This is a genomic window from Blastococcus sp. SYSU DS0619 (assembly GCF_054051035.1).
In genome coordinates this window covers 299317-323170 of record NZ_JBJHAM010000001.1, presented here as the reverse complement: position 1 = coordinate 323170, position 23854 = coordinate 299317, and the positions used below count along the sequence as shown (strand labels likewise).

Below are 23854 nucleotides of genomic sequence, written 5' to 3'. Positions count from 1 at the left end.
GTCGCAACCGGGGATGATCACGCATCCCCTCAGCCGAGGGAGTTCCGTTGCACCGCACCTCTCGCCGCCTGCTGGGCGGCCTCGTGGCCCTGGGCGTGACCGTCGGTGTCAGCGCCTGCGGCGACGACACCTCCAGTGACGCCACCGACGCCGAGCCGGCCGCCGAGGGCAGCTGGTCGTTCACCGACGACCTGGGGCATACCGTCGAGCTCGACGAGGCGCCCGAGCGGATCGCCGGCCTCAACGACCTGGCGGCGTCGCTGTGGAACTACGGCATCGAGCCGGTCGCCACCTTCGGCCAGACCTCGGCCGAGGACGACGTCGCCTTCGCGGGCCGCGACCTCGACGACGTCGCGATCGTGGGCTCCACCTACGGCGAGATCGACCTCGAAGCGCTGGCCGCCGCCGACCCCGACCTCATCGTCACCACGATCTACCCGGACGACTCCTCCGGCGAGATCCCCGAGGGGAAGGCGGGCTACGGCTTCAACGACCTGGCCCAGGAGGAGCAGGTCGCCGAGATCGCGCCGATCGTCCACATCGCCTACACCGGCTCGGCGGCCGACGTCATCGAGCGCGTGGTGGAGCTGGCCGACGCGCTCGGCGTCGACACCGAGGGCGGTGTGGTCGCCGAGGCGCGCGCCGACTTCGAGGCGGCATCCGAGGCGCTGAGCGCCGCCGCGACGGACGACGTGAGCGTGCTGCCCGTGTTCGCCACCGAGGCCGACGGCTGGTGGATGGCCAAGGCGGCCGACGACCCGCAGCTGGCGATGTACGCCGACCTCGGCGTGACGTTCGTGGACCCGGGCGGCGAGGGCTACTTCTGGAACTCCGTGGGCTGGGAGGAGGTCACGGAGTTCCCCAGCGACGTGCTCCTCTACTCGCTGCGGTTCAGCATGACCCCCGAGGAGATCGCCGCGCAGCCCACCGCCGCGCTGCTCCCCGCCGTCGAGGCCGGGCAGCTCTACCCCTGGAAGTACATCGGCCCCGACTACGTCTCCCAGGCGGCGTACATGGCGGAACTGGCCGGCTACCTGACCGAGGCCCAGGACGTCACGCCCTGACGTCCGCGACCCCGGCTCCGCGTCACGACGACAGCGGGGCCGGGGTCTCCGGCACCGGCGGCTGGGTGGTCCGTGCGGTCTGCGCCAGCGCGATCCCGGTGAGGACGACGGCGCCGCCGGCCACCTGCCACCCGGTGAGCACCTGCTCCACCCACAGCCAGGCGACGACGGAGGCGAACACCGGCTCGACCGTCGCCACCAGCCCGGCGGTGGTCGGCGCGAGGTGCGGCAGCGCGGCGACGGACAACCAGAACGGCACCGCCGCGCCCAGCACCACGATCCAGCCGACCAGGAGCCACAGCGGCAGCCGCAGGTCCCCGAGCGACAGCGGCACCGGCTCGGCGAGCACGCCGGCGTCGAACTCCCACCACGGTGCGGCGAGCGCCCAGAACAGCGCGGCCGCCACGAAGCTCCAGCAGGTGAGCGTGACCGGGTCGCGGCTGACCGTGCCGCGCTCCCCCACCAGGTAGTACGTGGCCAGGCAGAGGGCCGCACCCAGCGCCGCCGCCACGCCCACCGCGTCCAGCGAGCCGCCGCCCTGCCACACCTGGGCCACGAGGACCAGGCCGGACAACGACAGGAGCAGCGCCGCCCACAGCCGGCTGCGGACCCGCTCCCGGCGGACCAGCCAGACGTAGAGGGCGATGAACACCGGCGCGGTCATCTCGAAGACCAGCGCGATCCCGACCGGCATGCGGCCGATGGCGACGTAGTAGAGGAACTGGGTGAGCGCGACGCCCACGACGCCGAAGACGGCGAGCAGGGGCAGCTCGCGGGCCCGCACCCGCAGCCGGCCGGGAGCGGCCAGGGCCAGCACCGCCAGGAGCACCAGCGCCGCACCGGTGCAGCGCAACGCGGTCAGCCGGGTGGGCGGCACCCCCGCCTGGAGGGCGAGCGTCGACACCGTCCCGTTGACGGCGAACAGGGCAGCCGCGGCGAGGGTGAACGCGTACCCGAAGGCGGGGCGGACGGTGCGGGGCACCCCCGCAATGTAGCGGGCAAGCGGCTCCGAGCCACCTACCGGTCGGAACGGCTACCGGGTCAGAACAGCGCGAGGTCCTGCGCGGGCGGGCGCGGCTCGGGACCGGACGCGGCGAAGACCTCGGCCAGGCCGGTCGCCTCGAAGACCCGCCACACCGACGGCTGCACGTCGCGCAGCCGCAGGGCGGTACCGCGCTGCAGGCACCACCGCCGGACGGCGATCAGCACCGACAGCCCTCCCGAGCCGATCGACGGCACCCCGCCGAGGTCGAGCTCGAGGACGGTGCAGCCGGCCAGCGGGCACCCCGCGACGAACGCCTCCAGCTGCGGGGCGGTGACCAGGTCGATGTCGCCCTCGACGACCACGCGGGCGTGCCCGCCGGCGGCCTCCCAGCCCAGCCGCAGCGCGGCGGGATCGGGCGCCGGGTGCGACACCCACCACGGCCGGCGCCGTCCCGGCGGCCGCGCCAGCCGCCGCGTCACGTCCCACTCGTGCGCCCGCACCATGCCCGTTCCCCCAGCTGCCGACGGTCCGACCCCCGTCGCCCGGACCGTACGGAGCGCGGACCGGCGGTACAACGGATTCCGATACGGAATCGGCCGGTGTGCCGCGCCCGGCGGGCGTGCTGTGACGGGTAGTCATCGGGGGACGCCGTTCCGTCCGGCGCACGAGCCGGGACCACGAGAGGAGCAGCCATGGACGAGCGGCCACCGTGGTCGGCCCGCCGGCGCCGCACCCTGGTCGGGCTGGCGCTGGGGGTGGTCGCCGGCGCGCTCGGGGCGATCGCGCTGCCGGCCGGGTTCGGGGTGACCGCGGGCGGGATCGCGGCGCTCTGCGCCCTGCTTCTGGTCATGGCGGCGGTCGTCTTCCTGGTCGTGCCCGGCCCCGGCACCGCCGGAGCGCTCGCCCGCTCCTCGCCGCTGGCGGGGGCCGTGTTCGTCGTCGCCGTCCTGCTGCTCCTGTCGACGTCCGCGCAGCTGCGCCTGGTGTGGTCGCTGGCCGCCGGAGGCGCCGCCGCCTGGACCGTCTACGCCGTCTGGGCGACCCGGCGCACGCGGGACTGACCGGCGGCGCGAGACTCGCCGTCATGGACGTGCCCGAGGCCCTCTACCTCCCCGACGGCGACGGCTTCACCGCCACGGCGCTCACCATCGGCCCGTGGGACCCCGCGCACCAGCACGCCGGGCCGCCCGCCGCGCTGCTGCTGCGGGCGGCCGAGCGGGCGAGCGCGATCACCGGCGGGCAGACGGTGCGCATGGCCTACGACATCCTCGGGCCGGTGCCGGTCGGCCCGGTGCGGGTACGCACGTCCGTCGTGCGCCCGGGGCGGCGGATCGAGCTGGTCGAGGCCGTGCTCGACGCCGGCGACGGCCGCCCGCTCATGCGCCTGTCGGCCTGGCGGATGCGCTCGCGCGACGACGCCGCGGCCTCCCCGACCCTGCCCCATCCGGCGCCGGCCGGCCCGGAGGAGAGCCGGCCCGAGCGGGCGGCGTTCTTCTCCAGCGAGATCGCCTACCACCGGGCGCTGGACTGGCGCTTCGCCGCCGGCACCTTCAACGGCCCCGGGCCCGCCACGGCCTGGACCCGGCCGGAGTGCGCGCTGGTCGCCGGGGAGCCGATGTCCCCGCTGCAGCACCTGCTGGTCATGACCGACGCCGCCAGCGGCATCTCGGCCACCCTGGACTGGACGCGGTCGACGTTCGCCAACGTCGACCTGTCCGTGGCGCTGCACCGCCCGCCGCGCGGCGAGTGGCTCGGCGTGGACGCCACCACGGTGCACGGCGGCACCGGCGCGGCGCAGTGCCTCGGCGTCCTCTTCGACGTCGACGGGCCGGTCGGCCGGTCCACCCAGTCGCTGTTCGTGGAGCCCCGCCCACCGGCGGCGTGAGTCATCTCTCCGTGCCGCTGAGGCCCAGGTCAGCGGCTCGTCGCGGCCTCCGCCGTGCGGTACCCGGCGGGTCCGGTTGGCATCGGCCGCCGCCGCTCGCCACTGTGGAAAGGTCGCTTCCCCCGACGATCGGAGGCTGCCACCCGTGGACGCGTTGAGAGAGCTGCTGGACTGGCTGTCCGGGCGGGGCCTCGAGGTCGTGCTGATCATCATCGGCTCGGTGCTGCTCGCCCGGTTCGTGGCCTGGGCCGGGGCGAAGATCACCGACCGGATCGACCGCAACTCCACCGGCGGCGACGCCCTCGTCCGCTCCGAGGCCGCCAAGCACCGGCACTCGCTCACCCAGGTGCTCACCTGGGCGGCGATCGTGCTCATCTACTCGATCTCGGTCTTCTTCGTCCTCGACCGCCTCGGCGTACCGGTCACCGGCCTCGTCGCGCCGGCCACGGTGCTCGGCGTCGGCCTGGGCTTCGGCGCGCAGCGCATCGTCGGTGACGTGCTGGCCGGGTTCTTCATCATCACCGAACGGCAGTACGGGTTCGGCGACGTCGTCTCCATCCAGGTCGTCGGCGGTGGCGACCCGGCCACCGGCACGGTGGAGGACGTCACGCTGCGCGTCACCCGCGTCCGGTCGCCCGACGGCGAGGTCGTCACGGTGCCGAACGGGCAGATCGTCAAGGTCGTGAACCTCTCCCGCGACTGGGCCCGCGCCGTCGTCGACGTGCCGGTGCCGACGAGCGTCGACGTCAACCGGGCCAACGAGATCCTCCGCCAGGTCGGCCGGGAGGCGTTCCGCGACCCGGCGATGCGCCCGCTGCTGCTCGACCCGCCCACCGTCATGGGCGTGGAGAGCCTCGGCCTGGACGAGGTGAACGTGCGCGTCGTCGCCCGCACGCTGCCGGGCAAGCAGTTCGAGGTCGGCCGCGACCTCCGGGCCCGGGTCGTCGACGCGTTCCGCAGCCAGGGCATGCAGGTGCCGCAACCGACCACCACGATGCAGGCGGCCGACGAGGGCACCGCGGTGCAGGAGGGAGCCCGATGACCGCGCCCGAGGACCGGCCCGCCGACACGCCGGGGCCCGACCAGACCCCCTCCGAGCCCACCGTCAGCACCGCCCCGCCGGCCGCGCCGCCCGCCCAGACCGCTCCGGCGGCGGAGCACCGCTGGTGGCACTCGATCCCCCGGCACCTGGGCCGGGCGCGCACCTCGACGGTGGTGCTGGTCCTCCTGTTCCTGTCCATCGGCGCGCTCTACCTCAACGTCCGCCCCCCGGCCGCGGGTGAGCCGGCCTCCACCGAGGAGACCGCGGAGCAGACCGAGCCGACGGAGACCGGGACGGTCGAGCCCACCGAGACCGAACCGACCGGGACCGAGCCGGCCGAGCCGACCGAGCCGACCGGGACCCCGGCGACGACCGAGCCGTCGGCGTCCACCACCCGGCCGAGCACCACCGGGTCGACGTCGCCCGGGACGACCGAGCCGACCGCACCGGCGACGACCGAGCCCACGCCGACGGGCGACTCCGACGGCACGGACGACGGGACCGCCCCGGCGTCCCCGACCGGCTGAGCGGTGGGGCCGGTGTTTCACGTGGGACATCGGCCCCGCCCGGCCGGTCACCCGGCCAGCAGCTCGCGCAGCCGCTCCTCGGCGCCACCCTCGACGTCGACCACCTTGGTGCGGGCGGTCGCGCCGGTGACCAGCGCCACCGCCGGGCACCGCACCCCGAAGGCGTCGGCGACCGCCGCCAGCGCCGCCTCGGTGGCCCGGCCGTCCACCGCACGAGCGCCCACCCGCACCACGAGGGCGCCGTCGTGCTCACCGCGCACGACGGTCCGCCCGGCGCCGGGCCGCACCCGGATGGTCACGCGCACCCGGTCAGTGTGCAGGTGGTGGCCCCGACGTCCTACGATCACGACGGCTCCTGAGAGGCAGCGCGAAGCACCTGGCTGGCTGCCCGGCAACCTCTACTCCGTCTGAGGTGCTCCAGGGGAAGAGCCGGCCGGGAGGCGTCCGCCCCCCGGCAAGGACGGAGCTCCCGTGCGCCGCGGGTCTCCGCGAGCGAGAGGAGACGGCGCATGAGCGACCCGCAGAACTGGAGCTTCGAGACCCGGCAGATCCACGCCGGGACCGGCCCCGACCCGACGACCGGGGCCCGCGCCCTGCCGATCTACCAGACGACGAGCTACCAGTTCCGCGACAGCCAGCACGCCGCGGACCTGTTCGCGCTGGCCGAGATGGGCAACATCTACACGCGGATCATGAACCCGACGCAGGACGCGCTCGAGCAGCGCGTCGCGTCGCTGGAGGGCGGCGTCGCGGCACTCGCGGTGGCCTCCGGGCAGGCCGCGGAGACGCTGGCCATCCTCAACCTGGCCGAGGCCGGCGACCACGTCGTCGCGTCGGCGTCCCTCTACGGCGGCACGTACAACCTGCTGCACCACTCGCTGCCGAAGATGGGCATCACCGTCTCCTTCGTCGAGAACCCCGACGACCCGGAGAACTGGCAGTCCCTGGTGCAGGACAACACCCGGGCCTTCTACGCCGAGACCATCGGCAACCCGAAGGGCGACGTCCTGGACATCGAGGCGGTCGCCGGGGTCGCGCACCGCAACGGCGTCCCGCTGATCGTGGACAACACCGTCGCCACCCCGTACCTGATCCGTCCCTTCGAGTTCGGCGCCGACGTCGTCGTGCACTCGGCGACGAAGTACCTCGGCGGGCACGGCACCGCGATCGCCGGCCTGATCGTCGACGGCGGCGCGTTCGACTGGCGCGGTGGCAAGCACCCGATGTTCACGACGCCCGACCCGACCTACCACGGCGTCGTCTACGCCGACCTCGGCGCGCCGGCCTTCGCCCTCAAGGCCCGGGTGCAGCTGCTGCGCGACCTCGGCCCGGCCGTCTCGCCGTTCAACGCGTTCCTGGTCGTGCAGGGGATCGAGACGCTGTCCCTGCGCATGGAGCGGCACGTCGCCAACGCCCAGCGGGTGGCGGAGTTCCTCGAGGCGCACGACGCCGTCGACCGGGTCAACTACGCCGGCCTGCCGACCAACCAGTGGCACGCCGCGCAGCAGAAGTACGCCCCGAAGGGCGCCGGCGCCGTCCTCACCTTCGAGCTGCACGGCGGCAAGGAGGCCGGGCAGAAGTTCGTCGAGGCGCTGGAGCTGCACAGCCACGTGGCCAACATCGGCGACGTGCGCAGCCTGGTGATCCACCCGGCGTCGACCACCCACTCGCAGCTCACCCCGGAGGAGCAGCTCACCACCGGTGTGACGCCGGGGCTGGTGCGCCTCGCGGTGGGCCTGGAGGGCATCGAGGACATCCTGGCCGACCTGGAAGCGGGCTTCCGCGCCGCCAAGGGCGCCTGAGCGATGGGCGGGTGGGTCGAGGGGGATCCGGTCGGCGACCGGCGCTTCCTCGACCTGCCCGGGCCGTTCCCGCTGGAACGCGGCGGGACCCTCCCGGCGGTGCGGGTTGCGTACGAGACCTGGGGGACGCTCGCGCCCGGCGGGGACAACGCCGTCCTGGTCGAGCACGCGCTCACCGGCGACAGCCACGTCGTCGGCCCGGCCGGCGCGGGCCACCCGTCGCCCGGCTGGTGGAGCGGCATCGTGGGGCCGGGCGCGGCCCTGGACACCGACCGCCTCTTCGTCGTCTGCGCGAACGTGCTCGGTGGCTGCCAGGGCACGACCGGGCCGTCGTCGACCGCGCCGGACGGCCGGCGGTGGGGGTCCCGCTTCCCCGAGGTGACCGTGGCCGACCAGGTGCGCGCCGAGGCCGCCCTGGCCGACGCGCTGGGCATCGCCCGGTGGGCCGCCGTGGCCGGCGGGTCGATGGGCGGGATGCGGGCGCTGGAGTGGGCCGTGGCGGAGCCGGCGCGGGTCGACGCGCTGTTCTTCCTCGCCTCGGGCGCCGTCGCCTCGGCCGACCAGATCGGCACGCAGACCACCCAGCAGGCCGCCGTCCGGGCCGACGCCCGCTGGGCGGGTGGGGACTACCCGCCCGACGCCCCGCCGGTGGACGGTCTGGGGGTCGCCCGCAGGATCGCCCACCTGACCTACCGCAGCGGGGTGGAGCTGGAGGCCCGGTTCGGCGCCCACCTGCAGATCGACGGCCGGTACGCGGTCGCCTCCTACCTGGAGCACCACGCGGACAAGCTGTCCCGCCGCTTCGACGCCGGCAGCTACGTGCTGCTCACCGAGGCCATGAACGGCTGGGACGTCGGCCGCGGCCGCGGCGGCGTCGAGGCGGCGCTGTCCCGGGTGACCGCCCGCGCGATGGTGGCCGGCGTGGACACCGACCGGCTCTACCCGCTCGGCCAGCAGCGGCGGGTGGCCGACGCCCTGGGTGTCCCGCTGCGGGTGATCTCCTCGCCGTACGGGCACGACGGGTTCCTGATCGAGACCGACGCCGTCGGGGCGCTGCTGACCGAGCTGCTGGGGACGCCGTGACCGACGACGAGCGCGCGGCCCTGCGCGCCGCCTGCGACCGATCCCTCTCCGGGCACGGCGACTGGCGGCCGGCGGACCAGCTGGCCGCGATCCCGCCCGGCACGGCCCCGGACCGGTACGGCGACGGCGGCGTGGTGGCCGACCTCGAGACGGAGGTCGCCGGGCTGCTCGGCCGGCCCGCGGCGGTGTACCTGCCCAGCGGCGTCATGGCCCAGCAGGCGGCGCTGCGGGTGCACGCCGACCGGAGGGGCCGGCGCACCGTGGTCTGCCACCCGGAGAGCCACCTGATCCGGCACGAGGAGCAGGCGTTCGAGCGGCTGCACGGCATGGTCCTGCGACCGGCCGGCGACCGGTACCGGCTGCTGGTGCGCGCCGACCTCGACGCCGTCGCCGAGCGGCCCGCCGCGTTGCTGGTGGAGCTGCCGCAGCGCGACCTCGGCGGGCAGCTCCCGCCCTGGGACGACCTGGCCGGGCAGGTGGGCTGGGCCCGCGAGCGGGGCGCGGCCGCGCACCTGGACGGCGCGCGCCTGTGGGAGGCGTCCGCCGGCTACGACCGCACGCCGGCCGAGATCGCCGGGCTGTTCGACACCGTCTACGTCAGCTTCTACAAGGGCCTCGGCGCGCTGGCCGGCTGCTGCCTGGCCGGCCCGGCGGACGTCGTCGCCGAGGTCCGCGAGTGGCGCCGGCGGCTGGGCGGCACGCTGTTCGGCATGTGGCCCGGAGCCGCGTCGGCGCTGGGCTGCCTGCGGCGCCGGCTGCCGCTGATGCCGGCCTACCTGGAGCGCGCCCGCGAGGTCGCCGACGCCGTGCGCGACCTGCCGGGCGTCACCGTCGTCCCCGATCCGCCGCAGACCCCCATGCTGCACCTGCTGCTGCGCACGACCCCCGAGGCGTTCACCGCAGCTGCCCGCCGGCTGGCCACCGACGAGGGCCTGTGGACCTGGCCGCAGGCCGGGCGCACCGGCGACCCCGGCGTGGTGCGGGTCGAGCTGGCCGTGGGGGACGCCACGCTGGCGCTCCCGGTCGGGGAGCTCCGCGCGGCGGTCGCCGCCCTCGCCGGGGAAGGCTGACGGCCGGCGGATAGCGTCGGCACCATGGGTCTCGACGTCGCCGCGCTGCGCGCCTCCTTCCCCTCGCTCGCGAGCGGCACCGCGCACTTCGACGGCCCCGGGGGGACCCAGGTGCCGGCCGCGGTGGGCCGGGCGGTGGCCACGGCTCTGACCGCGCCGGTCAGCAACCGCGGCGCGGTGACCGCGGCCGAGCGGTTCGCCGACGGGACGGTGCTCGCCGCCCGGGCGGCGATGGCCGACCTGCTCGGCGCCGACCCCGCCGGCGTCGTGTTCGGGCGCAGCGCCACCCAGCTCACCTTCGACCTGGCCCGCACGCTGGCGGCCGGCTGGGAGCCGGGTGACGAGGTCGTCGTCACCCGGCTCGACCACGACGCGAACATCCGGCCGTGGGTGCTGGCCGCCGAGGCGGTCGGCGCCACGGTGCGGTGGGCGGCCTTCGACCCGGGCACCGGTGAGCTGACCGCCGACGACGTCGCCGCGGTGCTCACCGACCGGACCCGGCTGGTGGCCGTGACCGGTGCGTCCAACCTGATCGGCACCCGCCCGCCCATCGCCGCCATCGCCGAGCGGGTGCACGCGGCCGGCGCGCTGCTCGTCGTCGACGGCGTGCACCTGACCGCGCACGCCCCGGTCGACGTCCGCGCCCTCGGCGCCGACGTCCTGCTCTGCTCGCCGTACAAATTCCTCGGCCCGCACTGCGGCGTCTTGGCCGCCGACCCCGCGTTCCTCGCCACCCTGCAGCCGGCCAAGCTGCTGCCGTCGTCGGACGCGGTGCCCGAGCGCTTCGAGCTGGGCACGCTGCCCTACGAGCTGCTGGCCGGGACGACGGCGGCGGTGGACTTCCTCGCCGCCCTCGGCGACGGCGGGACGCGCCGGGAGCGGCTGGTCGCGGCGATGACCGCGATCGAGGAGCACGAGGACCGGCTCCGCGAGCGCCTGGAGGCGGGGCTGGCGGAGCTGCCCGGTGTCCGGCTGTGGTCCCGGGCGGCGCACCGCACCCCGACGCTGCTGCTGACCTTCGACGGGCGCGACGCCGCCGACGCCTACCGGTTCCTCGCGGCCCGGGGCGTCAACGCGCCGGCCGGTTCCTTCTACGCGATCGAGGCCAGCCGGTGGCTGGGGCTCGGCGACACCGGCGGCCTGCGGGCCGGGCTGGCCCCCTACAGCGACGCCGACGACGTCGACCGGCTGCTGGCCGGGCTGCGCGCGTGGCTGGCCGGCTGATCAGCCCTCGAGCCGCTGCACCCGGCGGGCGGACTCCAGCCGGTCGGTGTAGCTGATCGCGTTGCCCTGGATGTGCAGCCGGTCGTCGTCGGTGCACTCGCGCAGCACCTTCGCCGGCACGCCCGCGATGAGCGAGCGGGGCGGGAAGACCTTGCCCTGGGTGACGACGGCGCCGGCGGCGACGATCGAGCCGGTGCCGATGTGCGCGCCGTTCATCACGATGCTGCCCATGCCGACCAGCACGTCGTCGTCGATCCGCGCGCCGTGCAGCACCACCCGGTGCCCCACCGAGACCCGCTCCCCCACCACCAGGGGGGAGCCCGCGTCGGAGTGCAGCGTGCAGCCGTCCTGAATGTTGGAGTCGGCACCGATCTCGATGACCTCGGTGTCGGCCCGGGCCACCGCGCCGTACCAGATGCTCGACCGCGGGCCCATGGTCACCGCCCCCACGACGACGGCCGTGGGCGCCACGAACGCGTCGTCGTCGATCCGGGGGGAGCCGAAGTCCAGGGCACCGATGAAGTTGTCCGCCACCCCGCCACCCCAGCACAGCCCGGCGGGAGGCGGCCAGCCGGGGGCGGACGCCGGCCGGCCGGGGCGGGCGGCAGTCAACCCTCGTCGGGGGTGAACACGTCCTCGATCCGGCAGCCGAACAGCGCGGCGATGCGGAACGCCAGGGGCAGGCTCGGGTCGAACCGCCCCTTCTCCAGCGAGATCACCGTCTGGCGGGAGACGCCCAGCTCCTCGGCCAGCCGGCCCTGGGACCAGCCCCGCTCCTGCCGCCGCTCGGCGAGGTCGTTGCGCACCGGGTCAGGCGTCGCGCCGGCGCAGCAGCGAGAACCGGGCGGCGACGTCGGCGAAGGCGAGCAGCAGCAGGCCGGTGAGCACGGTGGACGCGTCGACCCGCAGATCGGTCACCGACAGCGCGAACAGCCCGACCCCGGCCACCGCGACGACGTCGAGGAACGTGGCGGAGGCGCTGCGCTCCCACCACCGGTGCTCGACGGTCTCCTCCGGCCGGGCGACCTGCTCGGTCTCCGTCACGGGGGCGACGAACAGCAACCACCCCAGCCCGTACGTCGGCCCCAGGGTGCACAGAGCGAAGACCGTGGCGCGCAGCCAGAACTGCTCCCCGCCGAAGCTGCCGGCGAGCAGGCCGATGCCCGCGGAGAGGACGAGGGCGGTGACGACGGCGGCCAGCTGGCGGGGGAACACGGCGACTCCACGGGTGACAAGGAAGCTTGACACCTGCGTACTCCACCAGGAGCGGGGGCCGGTGTCAAGCGTCCTTGACCATCCGGGTCAGATCAGGCCGTGCGCGTGCACCGCCTCCGCCACCTGGATGAACCCGGCGACGTTGGCACCGAGCACCAGGTCGCCCGGGGAGCCGTACTCCTCGGCGGTCTCGTGGCACCGGCTGTGGATGTCCCGCATGATCTCCGCGAGCCGTGCCTCGCTGTGCTCGAAGGTCCAGCGGTCGCGGGAGGCGTTCTGCTGCATCTCCAGCGCCGAGGTGGCCACACCGCCGGCGTTGGCGGCCTTCCCGGGCGCGAACAGCACGCCGGCCTCGCGGAACGCCTTCACCGCCGTCGGGGTGGCGGGCATGTTCGCCCCCTCCACCACGTACCGGCAGCCGTTCCGGGCGAGGACGGCGGCGGCGTCGCCGTCCAGCTCGTTCTGCGTCGCGCTGGGGATCGCCACGTCGCAGGGGACGTCCCAGATGCTGCCCCCGGGGACGAAGCTCGCCGAGTCGCGCCGCTCGGCGTAGTCGGCCACCCGCCCGCGCTCGACCTCCTTGACCTGCTTGAGCAGGTCGAGGTCGATGCCCTTCTCGTCCACCACGTAACCGGTGGAGTCCGAGCAGGCCACGGCGGTCCCGCCCAACTGGTGCACCTTCTCGATGCCGTAGACGGCGACGTTCCCGGAGCCGCTGACCACGACCCGCTTGCCGTCGAAGGACTCTCCGCGGACGTCCATCATCGCCTCGGCGAAGAACGCGGCGCCGTACCCGGTCGCCTCGGTGCGCACCAGCGCCCCGCCCCAGCCGAGGCCCTTGCCGGTGAGGACGCCGGACTCGTAGCGGTTGGTGATCCGCTTGTACTGGCCGAACAGGTAGCCGATCTCGCGCGCACCGACACCGATGTCGCCGGCCGGGACGTCGGTGTACTCGCCGATGTGCCGGTAGAGCTCGGTCATGAACGACTGGCAGAACCGCATGATCTCGGCGTCCGACCGGCCCTTGGGATCGAAGTCGGAGCCGCCCTTCCCGCCGCCGATCGGCATGCCGGTGAGCGCGTTCTTGAAGATCTGCTCGAACCCGAGGAACTTGACGATGCCCAGGTTCACCGAGGGGTGGAAGCGCAGCCCGCCCTTGTAGGGGCCCAGCGCGGAGTTGAACTCGACCCGGAAGCCCCGGTTGATCCACACCTCGCCGCGGTCGTCCTGCCACGGCACCCGGAAGATGATCTGCCGCTCGGGCTCGCAGATCCGCTGCACGGTCTTCATCTCGGCGTACTCGCTGTGCCGGTCCAGGACGACGGCCAGCGACTCCAGGACCTCGCGGACGGCCTGGTGGAACTCCGTCTCCCCCGGGTTGCGGTGCAGGACCTCGTCGTAGATGCCCCGGACCGTCTCCGGTACCTCACCGCTCACCGCGCACCCCTCTCGCCGGACGTCCTTCCTGCGCAACGTACGTCGATCGCCGGGGCGGGGCCGGATGGACGGCCGGTTGTCACACCCGGCCGCCACCATGTCGGGCATGCCGGAGCCGACCGACCTGCCCGTGCGGGCGTTCGCCGACCAGGCCGCCCTCGAGGCGTGGCTGGAGGCGAACGGCGCCACGGCGCCGGGCCTCTACGTGCGGATCGCCAAGAAGGGCTCCGGCGTCCCCTCGGTGGACTGGGAGCAGCTGGTCGAGGTGCTCCTCTGCTTCGGCTGGATCGACGGCCGGGCCAACCGGCTCGACGACACCGCCTACCTGCAGCGCATCACCCCGCGGCGGCCGCGCAGCGTCTGGTCGCTCAAGAACGTGCAGACCGTGGCCCGGCTGACCGAGGAGGGGCGGATGCGGCCGGCCGGGCTGGCCGCCGTGGCGGCCGCGAAGGCCGACGGCCGCTGGAACCGCGCCTACCCGGGCCCGGCCACCATCACCGTGCCCGACGACCTCGCCGCGGCCCTGGACGCCGCACCCGCGGCCCGGACGGCGTTCGACGGGCTGCGCGGGGTGGACCGCTACGCCGCCCTCTGGCGGGTGCACACCGCGGCCACCCCGGCCACCCGCGCCAAGCGGATCGCCGCCCTGGTCACCACGCTCAGCGAGCGCTGACGCCCTCCGGCCGGAGCGTCAGCCGGTGGGGCGGACGCCGAACCGGAAGCCGCCCTGGTCGACCGAGGTGACCGACAGCGGCGTCCCGTAGGTCCGGGCGTGCACGATCATCCCGTTGCCGATGTAGAGCGCCACGTGGCTGATCGGCGAGTAGTAGAACACCAGATCGCCCGGCTGGAGCTCGCCACGGGAGAGCTGCGGGCCGATCTTGGACTGGCCGCTGCTGGTGCGCGGCAGCGCGATGCCGGCAGCCGCGTAGGCGTAGGACGTCAGCCCGGAGCAGTCGAAGGCGCCGGGGCCGGTCGCGCCCGACCGGTAGGGGGAGCCGACCTTGGACAGGGCCACCTGGATCGCGGTCGCCGCCGCGCTGCCCGCCGGTACCGGGAGCTCCGCGACCGACGGCGTGCTCAGCCGGGGGCCGGCGACGAGAGTGGAGACGCGGTCCTGCTCTGCCGCGGACAGCCGGTCGTAGTCCGACTGGTACTCGGCGGCCCGCCGCTCGACCTCGGCCTGCTGCGCCTGGAGCTCGGTGAGGCCCGCCTGCGCGGTGGCGGCGGCCTGGTCGGCCGCGGCCTGCGCCTCCTCGGCGGCCGCGCGGGCCGCCGCGACCTGGGCGATGACCGAGTTGGTGTGCGTGGCGATCATGTCCAGCGTCGTCATCTGCTGGACCAGGTCCTCCGCCGACTCGCTGGTGAGGAAGGCGGCGACGCGGGACTGGGTCTTCTCGGTGAAGCTGCTCTGCACGATGGCCCGGATCTGCGGCTCGTGCACCGCGAGGGCGTCCCGCGCGGCCTGGGCCTGGGCGGCGGCGTCCGCGGCGGCCTGCTGCTGGGTGGCGACGATCTCCTCGGCCTCGTGGACCTGGGCCTCGACCGCGGTCAGCTGCTGCGCGGCCTGGGCCATCAGCGAGGCGGCCTCGGCCACCGATCCCGGCTCGGCGCCGGCCGGGGTCGTCATCGCCGGGGAGACGACCATCGTCGCCGCCGCCATCAGCGCGGCACCCACCGCGAGGACGGCGCGTGAGCGGCGACGGGTGGTCGAACGCTGTGCGTGCACCGGGGCCTCCGATCAGCTGCGCCGGACCCGGGGAAGGGGCCTCAACCATGCGCGTCAGAACGGACCGTAGGCACTCGATATCGACTAGTAGCGGCGGGCGCGCGGGTGTGCGCGAGCGCGGCCGCCTCGTCCGTACCACGCGCCCCACGGGCGATCTCCCGCCACGCGGACGGGCCGGTTCAGCGGATGCGCGGGCCCGCGGCGGTGCCGTCGGGCAGCCGGTCGGCGGGCAGGCGGACCAGGCGGTCGGCCACCGCGCCGGTGACGAAGGAGTAGACGGCCTTGTGGCCCACGTCGACGATCCGGTCGCGGCGGGACCAGGTCCAGGGTGGGGCGCCGACGCCGGTCGCGTTCTCCAGCGTCTGGTCGGTGGCCAGCCGGATCGAGGTGTGCCAGGCCGAGGCGCGCCAGCCGCGCAGGCCGGAGGCGGCCCAGACGCCACGGAGGGCGCCGACCGCGGCACCGGTGCCCCAGTGCATGAGGTGGTTGCGCACCGGCGGACGGGCGGACCCGGGCAGCCGCCGGCCGGTCGTGAGGGCCGTGAGCGTGCGCGCGGGCACGTAGCTGTCCGGCCGGTGCGTGAGGGCCTGCTCGGCCTTCTCGCCCAGGGTCATCACGGCGACGCCGGCGAGACCGGCCAGTGCGCCCCGCAGGGCAGCGCGTCCCAACATGGGAGGCCCCTACCCCGGGAGCGGCGCCGGGCAACGGCCCGGCGAAAACAGCGCCCGGCCCGTGCGTACGCGCACGGGCCGGGCGACCGACGCTCAGCCGGCGAGCGGCTCCTGGACGTCGAGGCCGGCGACGGTCGAGAAGTCCCGCAGGATCGCGGTGAGCTCCTCGGCGGTCCACGGCTCGCAGCAGTCGCAGCCACCCTCGCGGAAGCTGACCAGGCCGATGGCTCCGCCGGCGTGGTCCTCGGCGATCGCGAGGTGCCCGGCGGCCGGGTGACGGTGGCAGGCGCAGGCCGCGGCACAGAGGCCCAGGCCCCAGCCGGAGATGACGACGGTGTGCCCGTCGTCGCGGACCTTGCCCACCTGGAAGACGGACGGCTTGCGACTCCTGCTCACGGAGTCCTCCCCTCGACAGCCCCGTGGGAGCGGGGCCTGCGTGCGGTGTGTGGAAGATGTCGAGCTACGAGAGGTTTCGGCAGAAACGCGTCCGGGGTAAAGCCCTCGATCAGCTCGTCTTCCGATACCGAGCGTAATTCCGTCAGTACGGTTCGTCGCCGTCAGTTTCCGCCAGCGCTGCCGCGTCCCACTTGTGGGAATCACGTGCTTGTCATTCGACTCGCCGGGCTCAGCTGGCCGGGCTCACGCTGCTCATGTTGAAGTCGGGCACCCGCAGCGTCGGCATGGCCGTCCGGGTGAACCAGTCGTTCCACTCCCGCGGCAGGGTGCGCTCCGTGGCGCCGGCCTCCACCGCCCGGCCGAGCAGGTCCACCGGGGACTCGTTGAACCGGTAGTTGTTCACCGCTCCGGTCACCTCGCCGCCCTCCACCAGGAAGACGCCGTCCCGGGTGAGGCCGGTGAGCAGCAGCGTCTGCGGGTCCACCTCGCGGATGTACCAGAGGGTCGTCAGCAGCAGCCCGCGCCCGGTTCCGGCCACCATCTCCGCCTGGGTGGCGGTCGCGCCGGGCTGCTCGAGGACGAGGTTGTCGACGGCGGCGGTGGCCGGCGCCGTCGTCCGCAGGGCCCAGGCCCGCGGGCGGATCAGGTTCGTGAGCACGCCACCGGAGACCCAGTCGACCGCCGGGGCGGCCATGCCGTTGTCGAACACCGACGCCGATCCCGACGACGCACCGACCAGCTGGAACGGCGCCGCCTCGAGCCCGGGGGCGTGCGGGTCGCTGCGCAGGGTCAGCGGCAGGGCCGCCAGCCGCTCGCCGGTGCGGTTGCCCCCGCCCGGCTTGGCGAAGACGTTGCGGCCCTCGTCGGCGTCCCGGGCCTGCATGGTCCAGTACAGGTAGATCATCAGGTCGGCGACCGCCGAGGGCGGCAGCAGCGTCTCGTAGCGACCGGCCGGGAGATCCACCCGGCGGCGCGACCAGGCCAGCTTCCGCTGCACGTCCGCCGCCAGCTCGGCCACCGAGACGTCGGCGAAGTCCCGGGTGCCGGTGCCCGCCCAGACCGAGCTACCGAAGTCCGGCGTCTTGCCGTTGAGCTCCACCCGCCCCGTGGGCTGGTCGTGGCGCAGCCGCAGCCCCGTGGAGCTGCCCAGGTAGGTGGTGCTCAGCGCGTGCTCGGCGTAGCCGAAGAGCAGCTCGTCGCGGTCCCGGGCCTCGCCGAACGCCTCGCCCAGCGCCGGCGCGAACTCGGCGAAGACGTCGATGGAGGTCTCCGCCGGATCGGCCGCCCAGTCGCCGGTGCCCGGGAGCACCTCGCGGTCGGGATCCGGGGCGATCAGCGGCATCGCGTCCTCCGCCGGTCCGGCGGCCCGGGCAGCCTGCTCGCTGGCGGCGACCAGCTCGGCGACGTCCGGCGTCCCCGAGCGGGTGACCGTGCCCACCGCCATGCCGGCGCCGCCGTCGACGAAGGAGATGACGACGACCTGGCGCGAGCGCATGGCGCCGTTGGTGGTGAGGCTGTTGCCCGCCCACCGCAGGTTCGCCTCGGAGCCCTCCACGACGTAGGTGATCTGCCCGTCCGCCGTGGAGGCCGCCAGCGCCTGCTCCACGACGTCCTGCGGACGCTGCTTGCGACTCATCGCTCGACTCCGGTCTCGTTCCGCTCCTCGGTCGCTAGCGCTCCCTGCGATGCTCGCTCGACCGTCGTCTTCGGCCTCATCGCCCGGCCTCCTCGACGGTGTTCAGCACCGACACGTCCTCGAACAGCGCCGTCGGGCAGCCGTGGCTGACCGCCGCCGTCTGGCCGGGCTGGGCCTTGCCGCAGTTGAAGGCGCCGCCGAGGACGTAGGTCTGCGGGCCACCGACGACGCGCATCGAGCCCCAGAAGTCCGTCGTCGTGGCCTGGTAGGCGACGTCGCGCAGCTGCCCGGCCAGGCGGCCGCCCTCGATCTTGTAGAACCGCTGACCGGTGAACTGGAAGTTGTAGCGCTGCATGTCGATCGACCAGCTCTTGTCGCCGACGACGTAGATGCCGCGCTCGACGCCGCCGATGATCTCCTCCGTCGAGGGGCCGTCGGGGCTGGGGCGCAGGGACACGTTGGCCATCCGCTGCACCGGCACGTGGCCCGGGGAGTCGGCGAAGGCGCAGCCGTTGGAGCGGTCCATGCCCTGGCGCCGGGCCATGTTCCGGTCGACCTGGTAGCCCACGAGGACGCCGTCCCGGACGATGTCCCACTGCTGGCCCGCGACCCCCTCGTCGTCCCAGCCCACGGTGGACAGCCCGTGCAGGGCGGTGCGGTCGCCGGTGACGTCCATGAGCTCGGAGCCGTACCGCAGCGTGCCGAGCTGGTCGACGGTGGCGAACGAGGTGCCGGCGTACGCGGCCTCGTACCCCAGCGCCCGGTCGAGCTCGGTGGCGTGGCCGATGGACTCGTGGATGGTCAGCCACAGGTTGGACGGGTCGATCACCAGGTCGTACCGCCCGGCCTGCACCGTCGGCGCCTTCGTCTTCTCCCGCAGCAGCTCGGGGATCTCGGCCAGCTCGGCGCGCCAGTCCCAGCCGGTGCCGGTGAGGTACTCCCAGCCCCGGCCGGCCGGCGGGGCCAGCGTGCGCATGCTCTCGAACGATCCCGTGGCCCGGTCGACGGTCAGCGCGGTCAGGTCGGGGTGGATGCGCACCCGCTGCTGGCGGGTGCGGGTGCCGGCGGTGTCGGCGTAGTACTTCTGCTCCTTGACCAGCATGCAGGTGGCCTGCACGTGCTCCACGCCGTCGGCGGCCAGCAGCTGCTCGGACAGCTCGGTCAGCAGCGCCGCCTTCTCCGCGTCGGGGACGGTGAACGGGTCGACGTCGTAGGCGGAGACGTACGTGGCGTCGGGGTACACCGGCTCCGGGGCGAGCTCGATGCGGTCGGAGTTCAGCGCGGCGGCCACCCGGGCCACCGCCACGGCCTCCTCCGCCAGGCGGACGGCCTCGGCGGCGGTGAGGACGACGCCCGCCGCGAACCCCCACGTGCCCTCGTGCACCACGCGGACGGCCAGGCCGAGGTCCTCGCCGTCGGTGAACGCCTCGGGGCGCGCGTCGCGGAGGCTGATCGTCTGGGTGCGGATGCGCTCGACCCGGATGTCCGCGTGCTCGCAGCCGAGGTCGACGGCCCGGGTGAGCGCGGCATCGGTGAGCGCGGACAGCGGCAGCGCGAGGAACGCCTCGTCGATGGCGCGGGGTGCTGGCACGAACCCCTGTCTACCAGCGTCCGGGCAGGGGTGAGGCGGCACGCCCCGGGTAACCGCCTGCGCATGGCAGACCTGGACCGGCGGCCCGTGGACGACGTGACGATGACCTTCGGCGGCAACGCGACGATGCTGCTGCGGATCGGCGACTTCACCCTGCTGACCGACCCCAGCTTCCTGCACCGGGGCCAGCGCGCGTACCTCGGCAAGGGGCTGTGGACCAAGCGGCTCACCGATCCCGCGCTGCAGCCGGCCCAGCTGCCCCCGCTCGACGCGATCCTGCTCAGCCACCTGCACGGGGACCACTGGGACGACATCGCCACCCGCCACCTGGACAAGGCGACCCCGCTGGTCACCACGCAGGAGGCGGCGAAGGCGCTGGGCCGCAAGGGTTTCGCGGCGACGTCGGACCTGCGCCCCTGGCAGCAGCACGTCCTCGGCGGCCAGGGCGACGACGAGCTCCGGATCACCGCCGTCCCCGGGGTGCACGGCCCCGGGCCGCTGGCGAAGGTGCTGCCCCCGGTGATGGGCAGCGTCCTGGAGCTGGTGCGCGGCGGCGAGGTGAGCTGGCGCGGCTACATCAGCGGCGACACCCTCTACCGGCCGTTCCTCGGCGAGGTGCTGGAGCGGTGCGGCCCGCTCGACGTCGTCATCCCGCACCTCGGCGGCACCAAGGCGCTGGGGCTGACCGTGACCATGGACGGCCGCCAGGGCGCGGACCTGGTGGAGCTGCTGAAGCCCCCGGTCACCGTGCCGGTGCACTACGACGACTACGACCGGTTCGCCTCGCCGCTGGGCGAGTTCGTCGCCGAGGTCGCCCGGCGCGAGCTGCCCGGCACCGTGCGCCCGGCCTACCGCGGCGAGACGATCAGCCTGCGCGCCTGACGGCCCGGCGCCACGGTGGCGCCGGGCCGGGTGGACTCAGCCGGCGAGCAGCGCGTCGAGCTTCTCGTAGCCCTCGGTCACGCCGACCTCCATCCCGCTGGCGACGAAACCGTCCCGGCCCTCGAACGAGTCGACCAGCGACGTCGAGGTGAGCCGGGTGCGCCCGTTCCCGAGGTCCTCGAGGACGAGCCGTTCGAGGGCGACGTCGTCCGGCATCCCCTCGAACGCGAAGGTCTGGACGATGAGCTCGTTCGCGCGCACCTCGTGGAAGACGCCGTTGAAGGCGTAGTCCTCGCCGTCCTGCGACAGCACGTAGCGGTAGGAGCCACCGGTGCGGCACTCGTACCGGTCGATGCGGATCCCCATGCCCTTCGGTCCGGTCCAGCGGGCGAAGAGCTCGGGGTCGACGTGCGCCCGGAACACCTTCCCGGGCGGGGCGTCGAACTCGCGCACGATCCGGACGAGGGGGACGTCGGGGTCGGCGACGATCTGGGTCTCGTGGTGGGTGGTGCTGGTCATGGCGTGGTTCCTTCCTGGGCGGGGGGGCCGGCGTCCGGCATGTCGCGCAGGACGTCGTCGAGACGGCGGTAGCGCTCCTCGGCCTGGCGCCGGTAGCGCTCGATCCACTTCGTCATGAGGTCGAAGACCTCGGCCTCGAGGTGCACCGGGCGGCGCTGCGCCTCCCGGCTCCGGCTCACCAGGCCGGCGTCCTCCAGCACCTTGAGGTGCTTGGAGACGGCCTGGACGGTCACGTCGTAGGGCGCGGCGAGCTCGTTGACCGTGGCGTCGCCGACCGCGAGCCGCGCCACGATGTCCCGCCGGGTGGGGTCGGCCAGCGCCGAGAACACCCGGGAGAGCGGATCCGCCACCACGTTTCTCCTCTTCGTCAACCTTTCGGTTGATCAAAGGCTAGGGCGTCGAGGCTCCGTCGTCAACCGTCTGGTTGAACAGCCGCGTCCACCTGGTAGCGGAGGCCGGGATCATCCCGCCGGCCGACGCGCGAGGACGGCGGGACGACCGACGCTCGTCCCGCCACCGCAGCGGTGGCAGGACGCAGAGGAGCCACACGGTGGTCAGCAGGAAGAAGGCAGTGCTCGGGACGGTCGCCGGGCTCATGGCGGTCGGGGCGGTGGCCGTGGCCGGGCTCGCGGTGACGATGCCGGCCGGCGTCCACGGCGCCGGCGCGATGCTGGCGGAGCTGCAGGGTCACACCGCGACCTCCGACCACGCCGACGCCGACGACGCCCCGCGCGGGGACGTCCCGGACTGGACCCGGGCGGCCGGTTCCGAGGTCACCGTGGTCCGCCCCGGCGAGGCGGCCGGCGACGACTCGGGCAGCGTGCGGGCGGAGATGGCGCTGGAGGAGGGGGTGCGGCTCCCGGCGGACTGCACCGCGCTGCCGCAGGTGGGCATGCCCTTCGACGGGGGCGGGAACTGGCCCGACCTGGGCGGGGAGGCGCAGCTGTGCGAGGGCTGGGTGACCGTCGTGCTCGGCGACCGGCTCTACACCTGGACCGACGACGTCCTGCAGGCCGAGGCCGGCTGAGCTCAGCCCGCGGCGAGCCGGGCGGCCCGGTCGGCGACGTCGGCGCGCAGGGCCGCGACGTCCACCGTCGTGGACGCGCCGTCGCGGACCACGGGGCGGCCACCGACCCACACGTCGCGCACGTGCCGGCCCGCGCCGGACCAGACCAGGTGGGCGAGCACGTCGGCGGGGTCGCCGACCGGCTCGAAGACCAGGTTCCGGGTGTCGACGTGCACCAGGTCGGCCCGCCGGCCGACGGCGAGCTGCCCGAGGTCGGGCCGGCCGATCGCGTCGGCGGCGCCGCCGGTGGCCAGCCAGAACGCCTCGGCGGCGGTCAGCGCGGTCGCCGACCGCTCCCGCAGCCGGGCCATCCCGGCGGCGAGCCGCAGGTCGGCGAAGAGGTCGAGCGAGTCGTTGGACGCCGGGCCGTCGGTGCCCAGGCCCACTCGGATCCCCAGGTCGAGCATCGGTCGCAGCGGCGCCACCCCGCTGGCCAGCTTGGCGTTGCTGGCCGGGCAGTGGGCGACGGCGACGTCGTACTCGCGCCACAGGTCCAGGTCGCCGTCGTCCATGTGCACGCAGTGGGCGGCGAGCACCCGGCCGCCCAGGACGTCGTAGGAGGCGAGCAGCGCGGGAACCGACAGCCCGTGCGCGGTGAGCAGGTCCGCGCCCTCGGTGGCGGTCTCCGCGACGTGCAGGTGCAGCAGCAGGTCGTGCTCGCGGGCGGCGCGGGCCGCGTCGGCCAGCACCGGCAGCGGAACGGTGTAGGCCGCGTGCGGTCCCAGGCCGTACTCGACGACGCCGTCGCGGGGGGCGCCCTCGGCCAGCGCGACGGCGGCGGCGAGCTGCTCGGCCATCGGCGGCATCCCGGGCAGCGGCAGCAGCGGGGTGGCGATGACCGCCCGCGCCCCGGTGGTACCGACCGCGGCGGCGATCCGCTCCGGCTGGAAGTACATCTCGACGCTGGTGGTGATGCCGTTGCCCAGCATCTCCGCCGACGCGGCGGTCATCGCGACCTCGACGTCCTCCGGCGTGAGCCGGCCCTCGCGCGGCCACATGACCTCGCGCAGCCAGCGGTCCAGGGGCAGCCCCTCGCCCTGGCCGCGGAACAGCACCATCGCCGCGTGCGAATGGGCGTTGACCAGGCCGGGCGCGAGGACCCCGGGCAGCGCCACCACGTCGGCGTCGCCGGGCGGCGGCGCCTCGGCAGCCGGGCCGACCCAGGCGATCTCCCCGTCGATCGCGTCGACGACGCCGTCGGGGACGACGGTGCCCGCGCGGTCGCCGACGACGAGGGCCCGGGCGGTGAAGCGCTGCCGCATGGGAAGCGAACCTAGCCGCGCACCGGCCCGGGTGCGCGGCGGCGGGCCGGGGGCGCCGATACCGTGGAGGCCATGTCACTCCTCGCCGCCGCAGCCTCCGACGAGGGTGGCATCACCGGATTCCTGCTCGACCTGGTCGAGACCCTCGGTCCCGTCGGCGTGGGGCTGAGCATCCTGCTGGAGACGGTGATCCCGCCGATCCCCAGCGAGGCGGTGCTGGGCCTCGCCGGCGTGCTGATCCGGCAGGGCGAGATGAACGCCGTGGCCGTGGTCCTCTTCGCGACGCTCGGCTCGATCGTCGGCGCAATCTTCTTCTACTACATGGGCCGGGCGCTGGGGCCCCGCCGGTCGCACCTCTTCCTGGACCGGCTCCCGCTGGTGCAGACCGAGGACGTCGACAAGACCTTCGACTGGTTCGCCCGGCACGGCCGCGCGGCGGTCTTCTTCGGCCGCATGGTGCCCATCGTGCGCAGCTTCATCTCCGTGCCCGCCGGCGTCGTGCGGATGCCGTTCTGGCAGTTCATCGTCTACTCGGCCGCGGGCAGCCTGATCTGGAACACCCTGCTGGTCAGCCTCGGGGTGCTGGCCGGCAACTTCATCCAGGACAACCTCAAGTACGTCGACTACGCCATCCTCGCCGCCGTCGTCCTGGGGGTCGGGTACCTGGTCCTCAAGCGCATCCGCGACGTCCGCCGGCACCGGCGGGCGGGCACGGTCCCGCCCACTCCCGTGACATCGGGCGAGGAGCCCGGCCGCCCGGCAGCATGA

At 74.5% G+C, this 23854-nt stretch carries 28 protein-coding genes and 1 riboswitch; of the genes, 13 read left to right on the top strand and 15 right to left on the bottom strand.

Annotated elements, in window-relative coordinates:
• The first annotated feature begins 47 nt into the window (after positions 1 to 47).
• The gene (locus ACI79T_RS01560) at positions 48 to 1064 is read left to right on the top strand and encodes an ABC transporter substrate-binding protein (protein WP_456608287.1); all 1017 of its coding nucleotides are present in this window, start codon (positions 48 to 50) and stop codon (positions 1062 to 1064) included.
• Positions 1065 to 1086: 22 nt separating this feature from the next.
• On the opposite strand, the gene ACI79T_RS01555 is transcribed toward ACI79T_RS01560, so the two are convergent.
• Positions 1087 to 2046 (bottom strand): EamA family transporter, encoded by a 960-nt coding sequence (locus ACI79T_RS01555; RefSeq protein WP_456608286.1) that lies wholly within the window; start codon positions 2044 to 2046, stop codon positions 1087 to 1089.
• A gap of 59 nt (positions 2047 to 2105) precedes the next feature.
• A complete protein-coding gene (locus tag ACI79T_RS01550; RefSeq protein WP_456608285.1) occupies positions 2106 to 2552 on the bottom strand; it encodes an STAS domain-containing protein in 447 nt (148 codons plus the stop codon).
• A 189-nt stretch (positions 2553 to 2741) separates the two neighbouring features.
• Between ACI79T_RS01550 and ACI79T_RS01545 the strand changes: the two genes are divergently transcribed.
• From ACI79T_RS01545 to ACI79T_RS01530, 4 genes are all read left to right on the top strand, one after another.
• Positions 2742 to 3110 (top strand): hypothetical protein, encoded by a 369-nt coding sequence (locus ACI79T_RS01545; protein ID WP_456608284.1) that lies wholly within the window; start codon positions 2742 to 2744, stop codon positions 3108 to 3110.
• A gap of 23 nt (positions 3111 to 3133) precedes the next feature.
• A complete protein-coding gene (locus ACI79T_RS01540; RefSeq protein WP_456608283.1) occupies positions 3134 to 3934 on the top strand; it encodes a thioesterase family protein in 801 nt (266 codons plus the stop codon).
• Positions 3935 to 4079: 145 nt separating this feature from the next.
• A complete protein-coding gene (locus tag ACI79T_RS01535; protein ID WP_456608282.1) occupies positions 4080 to 4976 on the top strand; it encodes a mechanosensitive ion channel family protein in 897 nt (298 codons plus the stop codon).
• Positions 4973 to 5503 (top strand): hypothetical protein, encoded by a 531-nt coding sequence (locus ACI79T_RS01530; protein WP_456608281.1) that lies wholly within the window; start codon positions 4973 to 4975, stop codon positions 5501 to 5503. Before ACI79T_RS01535 ends, ACI79T_RS01530 begins: the two co-directional genes overlap by 4 nt.
• A gap of 47 nt (positions 5504 to 5550) precedes the next feature.
• Here ACI79T_RS01530 and ACI79T_RS01525 read toward each other — a convergent pair whose 3' ends face one another.
• On the bottom strand, positions 5551 to 5808 hold the full coding sequence (locus tag ACI79T_RS01525) for a DUF167 domain-containing protein (RefSeq protein WP_456608280.1): 258 nt from the start codon (positions 5806 to 5808) through the stop codon (positions 5551 to 5553).
• Between the two features lie 46 nt (positions 5809 to 5854).
• A riboswitch (SAM riboswitch) is annotated at positions 5855 to 5970 on the top strand.
• Between the two features lie 42 nt (positions 5971 to 6012).
• Between ACI79T_RS01525 and ACI79T_RS01520 the strand changes: the two genes are divergently transcribed.
• The 4 genes from ACI79T_RS01520 to ACI79T_RS01505 are packed head-to-tail and all read left to right on the top strand — an operon-like array spanning position 6013 to position 10682.
• Positions 6013 to 7305, top strand: a complete 1293-nt coding sequence (locus ACI79T_RS01520) for a bifunctional o-acetylhomoserine/o-acetylserine sulfhydrylase (protein WP_456608279.1) — start codon at positions 6013 to 6015, stop codon at positions 7303 to 7305.
• 3 nt (positions 7306 to 7308) lie between these two features.
• On the top strand, positions 7309 to 8388 hold the full coding sequence (gene metX, locus ACI79T_RS01515; protein ID WP_456608278.1) for a homoserine O-acetyltransferase MetX: 1080 nt from the start codon (positions 7309 to 7311) through the stop codon (positions 8386 to 8388).
• Complete coding sequence (locus ACI79T_RS01510; protein WP_456608277.1) at positions 8385 to 9458, top strand: threonine aldolase family protein; 1074 nt, start codon at positions 8385 to 8387, stop codon at positions 9456 to 9458. Before metX ends, ACI79T_RS01510 begins: the two co-directional genes overlap by 4 nt.
• Before the next feature lie 24 nt (positions 9459 to 9482).
• Positions 9483 to 10682 carry a cysteine desulfurase-like protein gene (locus tag ACI79T_RS01505; protein ID WP_456608276.1) on the top strand — a complete coding sequence of 400 codons (1200 nt, stop codon included), beginning with the start codon at positions 9483 to 9485 and terminating at the stop codon, positions 10680 to 10682.
• Here the strand turns inward: ACI79T_RS01505 and ACI79T_RS01500 are convergent, their stop codons facing one another.
• The 4 genes from ACI79T_RS01500 to gdhA all read right to left on the bottom strand — a co-directional run bounded on the left by ACI79T_RS01500 (position 10683) and on the right by gdhA (position 13334).
• Positions 10683 to 11216 (bottom strand): gamma carbonic anhydrase family protein, encoded by a 534-nt coding sequence (locus tag ACI79T_RS01500; RefSeq protein WP_456608275.1) that lies wholly within the window; start codon positions 11214 to 11216, stop codon positions 10683 to 10685. It lies immediately after the preceding gene.
• A 74-nt stretch (positions 11217 to 11290) separates the two neighbouring features.
• Positions 11291 to 11488 (bottom strand): helix-turn-helix transcriptional regulator, encoded by a 198-nt coding sequence (locus ACI79T_RS01495; RefSeq protein ID WP_456608274.1) that lies wholly within the window; start codon positions 11486 to 11488, stop codon positions 11291 to 11293.
• A gap of 4 nt (positions 11489 to 11492) precedes the next feature.
• A complete protein-coding gene (locus ACI79T_RS01490) occupies positions 11493 to 11897 on the bottom strand; it encodes a hypothetical protein (protein ID WP_456608273.1) in 405 nt (134 codons plus the stop codon).
• 87 nt (positions 11898 to 11984) lie between these two features.
• Entirely contained in the window at positions 11985 to 13334 is a 1350-nt protein-coding gene (gdhA, locus tag ACI79T_RS01485; RefSeq protein ID WP_456608272.1) for an NADP-specific glutamate dehydrogenase, read from the bottom strand.
• A gap of 106 nt (positions 13335 to 13440) precedes the next feature.
• Here gdhA and ACI79T_RS01480 point away from each other — a divergent pair, with 106 nt between their 5' ends.
• Positions 13441 to 14007, top strand: coding sequence for a YdeI/OmpD-associated family protein (locus ACI79T_RS01480; protein ID WP_456608271.1), 567 nt, complete (start codon positions 13441 to 13443; stop codon positions 14005 to 14007).
• Between the two features lie 18 nt (positions 14008 to 14025).
• Here the strand turns inward: ACI79T_RS01480 and ACI79T_RS01475 are convergent, their stop codons facing one another.
• The 5 genes from ACI79T_RS01475 to ACI79T_RS01455 all read right to left on the bottom strand — a co-directional run bounded on the left by ACI79T_RS01475 (position 14026) and on the right by ACI79T_RS01455 (position 19357).
• Positions 14026 to 15063, bottom strand: coding sequence for a C40 family peptidase (locus ACI79T_RS01475; RefSeq protein WP_456608270.1), 1038 nt, complete (start codon positions 15061 to 15063; stop codon positions 14026 to 14028).
• Positions 15064 to 15242: 179 nt separating this feature from the next.
• Positions 15243 to 15734, bottom strand: coding sequence for a hypothetical protein (locus ACI79T_RS01470; RefSeq protein WP_456608269.1), 492 nt, complete (start codon positions 15732 to 15734; stop codon positions 15243 to 15245).
• A 93-nt stretch (positions 15735 to 15827) separates the two neighbouring features.
• Positions 15828 to 16130, bottom strand: coding sequence for a hypothetical protein (locus tag ACI79T_RS01465; protein ID WP_456608268.1), 303 nt, complete (start codon positions 16128 to 16130; stop codon positions 15828 to 15830).
• 229 nt (positions 16131 to 16359) lie between these two features.
• On the bottom strand, positions 16360 to 17766 hold the full coding sequence (locus tag ACI79T_RS01460) for a metallopeptidase TldD-related protein (protein WP_456608267.1): 1407 nt from the start codon (positions 17764 to 17766) through the stop codon (positions 16360 to 16362).
• Between the two features lie 76 nt (positions 17767 to 17842).
• Positions 17843 to 19357 (bottom strand): TldD/PmbA family protein, encoded by a 1515-nt coding sequence (locus ACI79T_RS01455; RefSeq protein WP_456608266.1) that lies wholly within the window; start codon positions 19355 to 19357, stop codon positions 17843 to 17845.
• Positions 19358 to 19420: 63 nt separating this feature from the next.
• Between ACI79T_RS01455 and ACI79T_RS01450 the strand changes: the two genes are divergently transcribed.
• A complete protein-coding gene (locus ACI79T_RS01450; protein ID WP_456608265.1) occupies positions 19421 to 20239 on the top strand; it encodes an MBL fold metallo-hydrolase in 819 nt (272 codons plus the stop codon).
• 36 nt (positions 20240 to 20275) lie between these two features.
• Here ACI79T_RS01450 and ACI79T_RS01445 read toward each other — a convergent pair whose 3' ends face one another.
• The gene (locus ACI79T_RS01445; RefSeq protein ID WP_456608264.1) at positions 20276 to 20758 is read right to left on the bottom strand and encodes an SRPBCC family protein; all 483 of its coding nucleotides are present in this window, start codon (positions 20756 to 20758) and stop codon (positions 20276 to 20278) included.
• Positions 20755 to 21108 carry an ArsR/SmtB family transcription factor gene (locus ACI79T_RS01440; protein ID WP_456608263.1) on the bottom strand — a complete coding sequence of 118 codons (354 nt, stop codon included), beginning with the start codon at positions 21106 to 21108 and terminating at the stop codon, positions 20755 to 20757. Before ACI79T_RS01440 ends, ACI79T_RS01445 begins: the two co-directional genes overlap by 4 nt.
• Before the next feature lie 200 nt (positions 21109 to 21308).
• Here ACI79T_RS01440 and ACI79T_RS01435 point away from each other — a divergent pair, with 200 nt between their 5' ends.
• A complete protein-coding gene (locus ACI79T_RS01435; RefSeq protein WP_456608262.1) occupies positions 21309 to 21785 on the top strand; it encodes a hypothetical protein in 477 nt (158 codons plus the stop codon).
• Between the two features lie 2 nt (positions 21786 to 21787).
• Here the strand turns inward: ACI79T_RS01435 and ACI79T_RS01430 are convergent, their stop codons facing one another.
• A complete protein-coding gene (locus tag ACI79T_RS01430) occupies positions 21788 to 23086 on the bottom strand; it encodes an amidohydrolase family protein (protein WP_456608261.1) in 1299 nt (432 codons plus the stop codon).
• A 72-nt stretch (positions 23087 to 23158) separates the two neighbouring features.
• Here ACI79T_RS01430 and ACI79T_RS01425 point away from each other — a divergent pair, with 72 nt between their 5' ends.
• Entirely contained in the window at positions 23159 to 23854 is a 696-nt protein-coding gene (locus ACI79T_RS01425) for a DedA family protein (protein ID WP_456608260.1), read from the top strand.

Coding starts and splice junctions, on each gene's coding strand:
- ACI79T_RS01550 (WP_456608285.1), bottom strand. CDS start 2,552: ATGGTGCGGGCGCACGAGTGGGACGTGACGCGGCGGCTGGCGCGGCCG.
- ACI79T_RS01545 (WP_456608284.1), top strand. CDS start 2,742: ATGGACGAGCGGCCACCGTGGTCGGCCCGCCGGCGCCGCACCCTGGTC.
- ACI79T_RS01540 (WP_456608283.1), top strand. CDS start 3,134: ATGGACGTGCCCGAGGCCCTCTACCTCCCCGACGGCGACGGCTTCACC.
- ACI79T_RS01530 (WP_456608281.1), top strand. CDS start 4,973: ATGACCGCGCCCGAGGACCGGCCCGCCGACACGCCGGGGCCCGACCAG.
- ACI79T_RS01520 (WP_456608279.1), top strand. CDS start 6,013: ATGAGCGACCCGCAGAACTGGAGCTTCGAGACCCGGCAGATCCACGCC.
- metX (WP_456608278.1), top strand. CDS start 7,309: ATGGGCGGGTGGGTCGAGGGGGATCCGGTCGGCGACCGGCGCTTCCTC.
- ACI79T_RS01505 (WP_456608276.1), top strand. CDS start 9,483: ATGGGTCTCGACGTCGCCGCGCTGCGCGCCTCCTTCCCCTCGCTCGCG.
- ACI79T_RS01480 (WP_456608271.1), top strand. CDS start 13,441: ATGCCGGAGCCGACCGACCTGCCCGTGCGGGCGTTCGCCGACCAGGCC.
- ACI79T_RS01470 (WP_456608269.1), bottom strand. CDS start 15,734: ATGTTGGGACGCGCTGCCCTGCGGGGCGCACTGGCCGGTCTCGCCGGC.
- ACI79T_RS01460 (WP_456608267.1), bottom strand. CDS start 17,766: ATGAGTCGCAAGCAGCGTCCGCAGGACGTCGTGGAGCAGGCGCTGGCG.
- ACI79T_RS01450 (WP_456608265.1), top strand. CDS start 19,421: ATGGCAGACCTGGACCGGCGGCCCGTGGACGACGTGACGATGACCTTC.
- ACI79T_RS01445 (WP_456608264.1), bottom strand. CDS start 20,758: ATGACCAGCACCACCCACCACGAGACCCAGATCGTCGCCGACCCCGAC.
- ACI79T_RS01430 (WP_456608261.1), bottom strand. CDS start 23,086: ATGCGGCAGCGCTTCACCGCCCGGGCCCTCGTCGTCGGCGACCGCGCG.
- ACI79T_RS01425 (WP_456608260.1), top strand. CDS start 23,159: ATGTCACTCCTCGCCGCCGCAGCCTCCGACGAGGGTGGCATCACCGGA.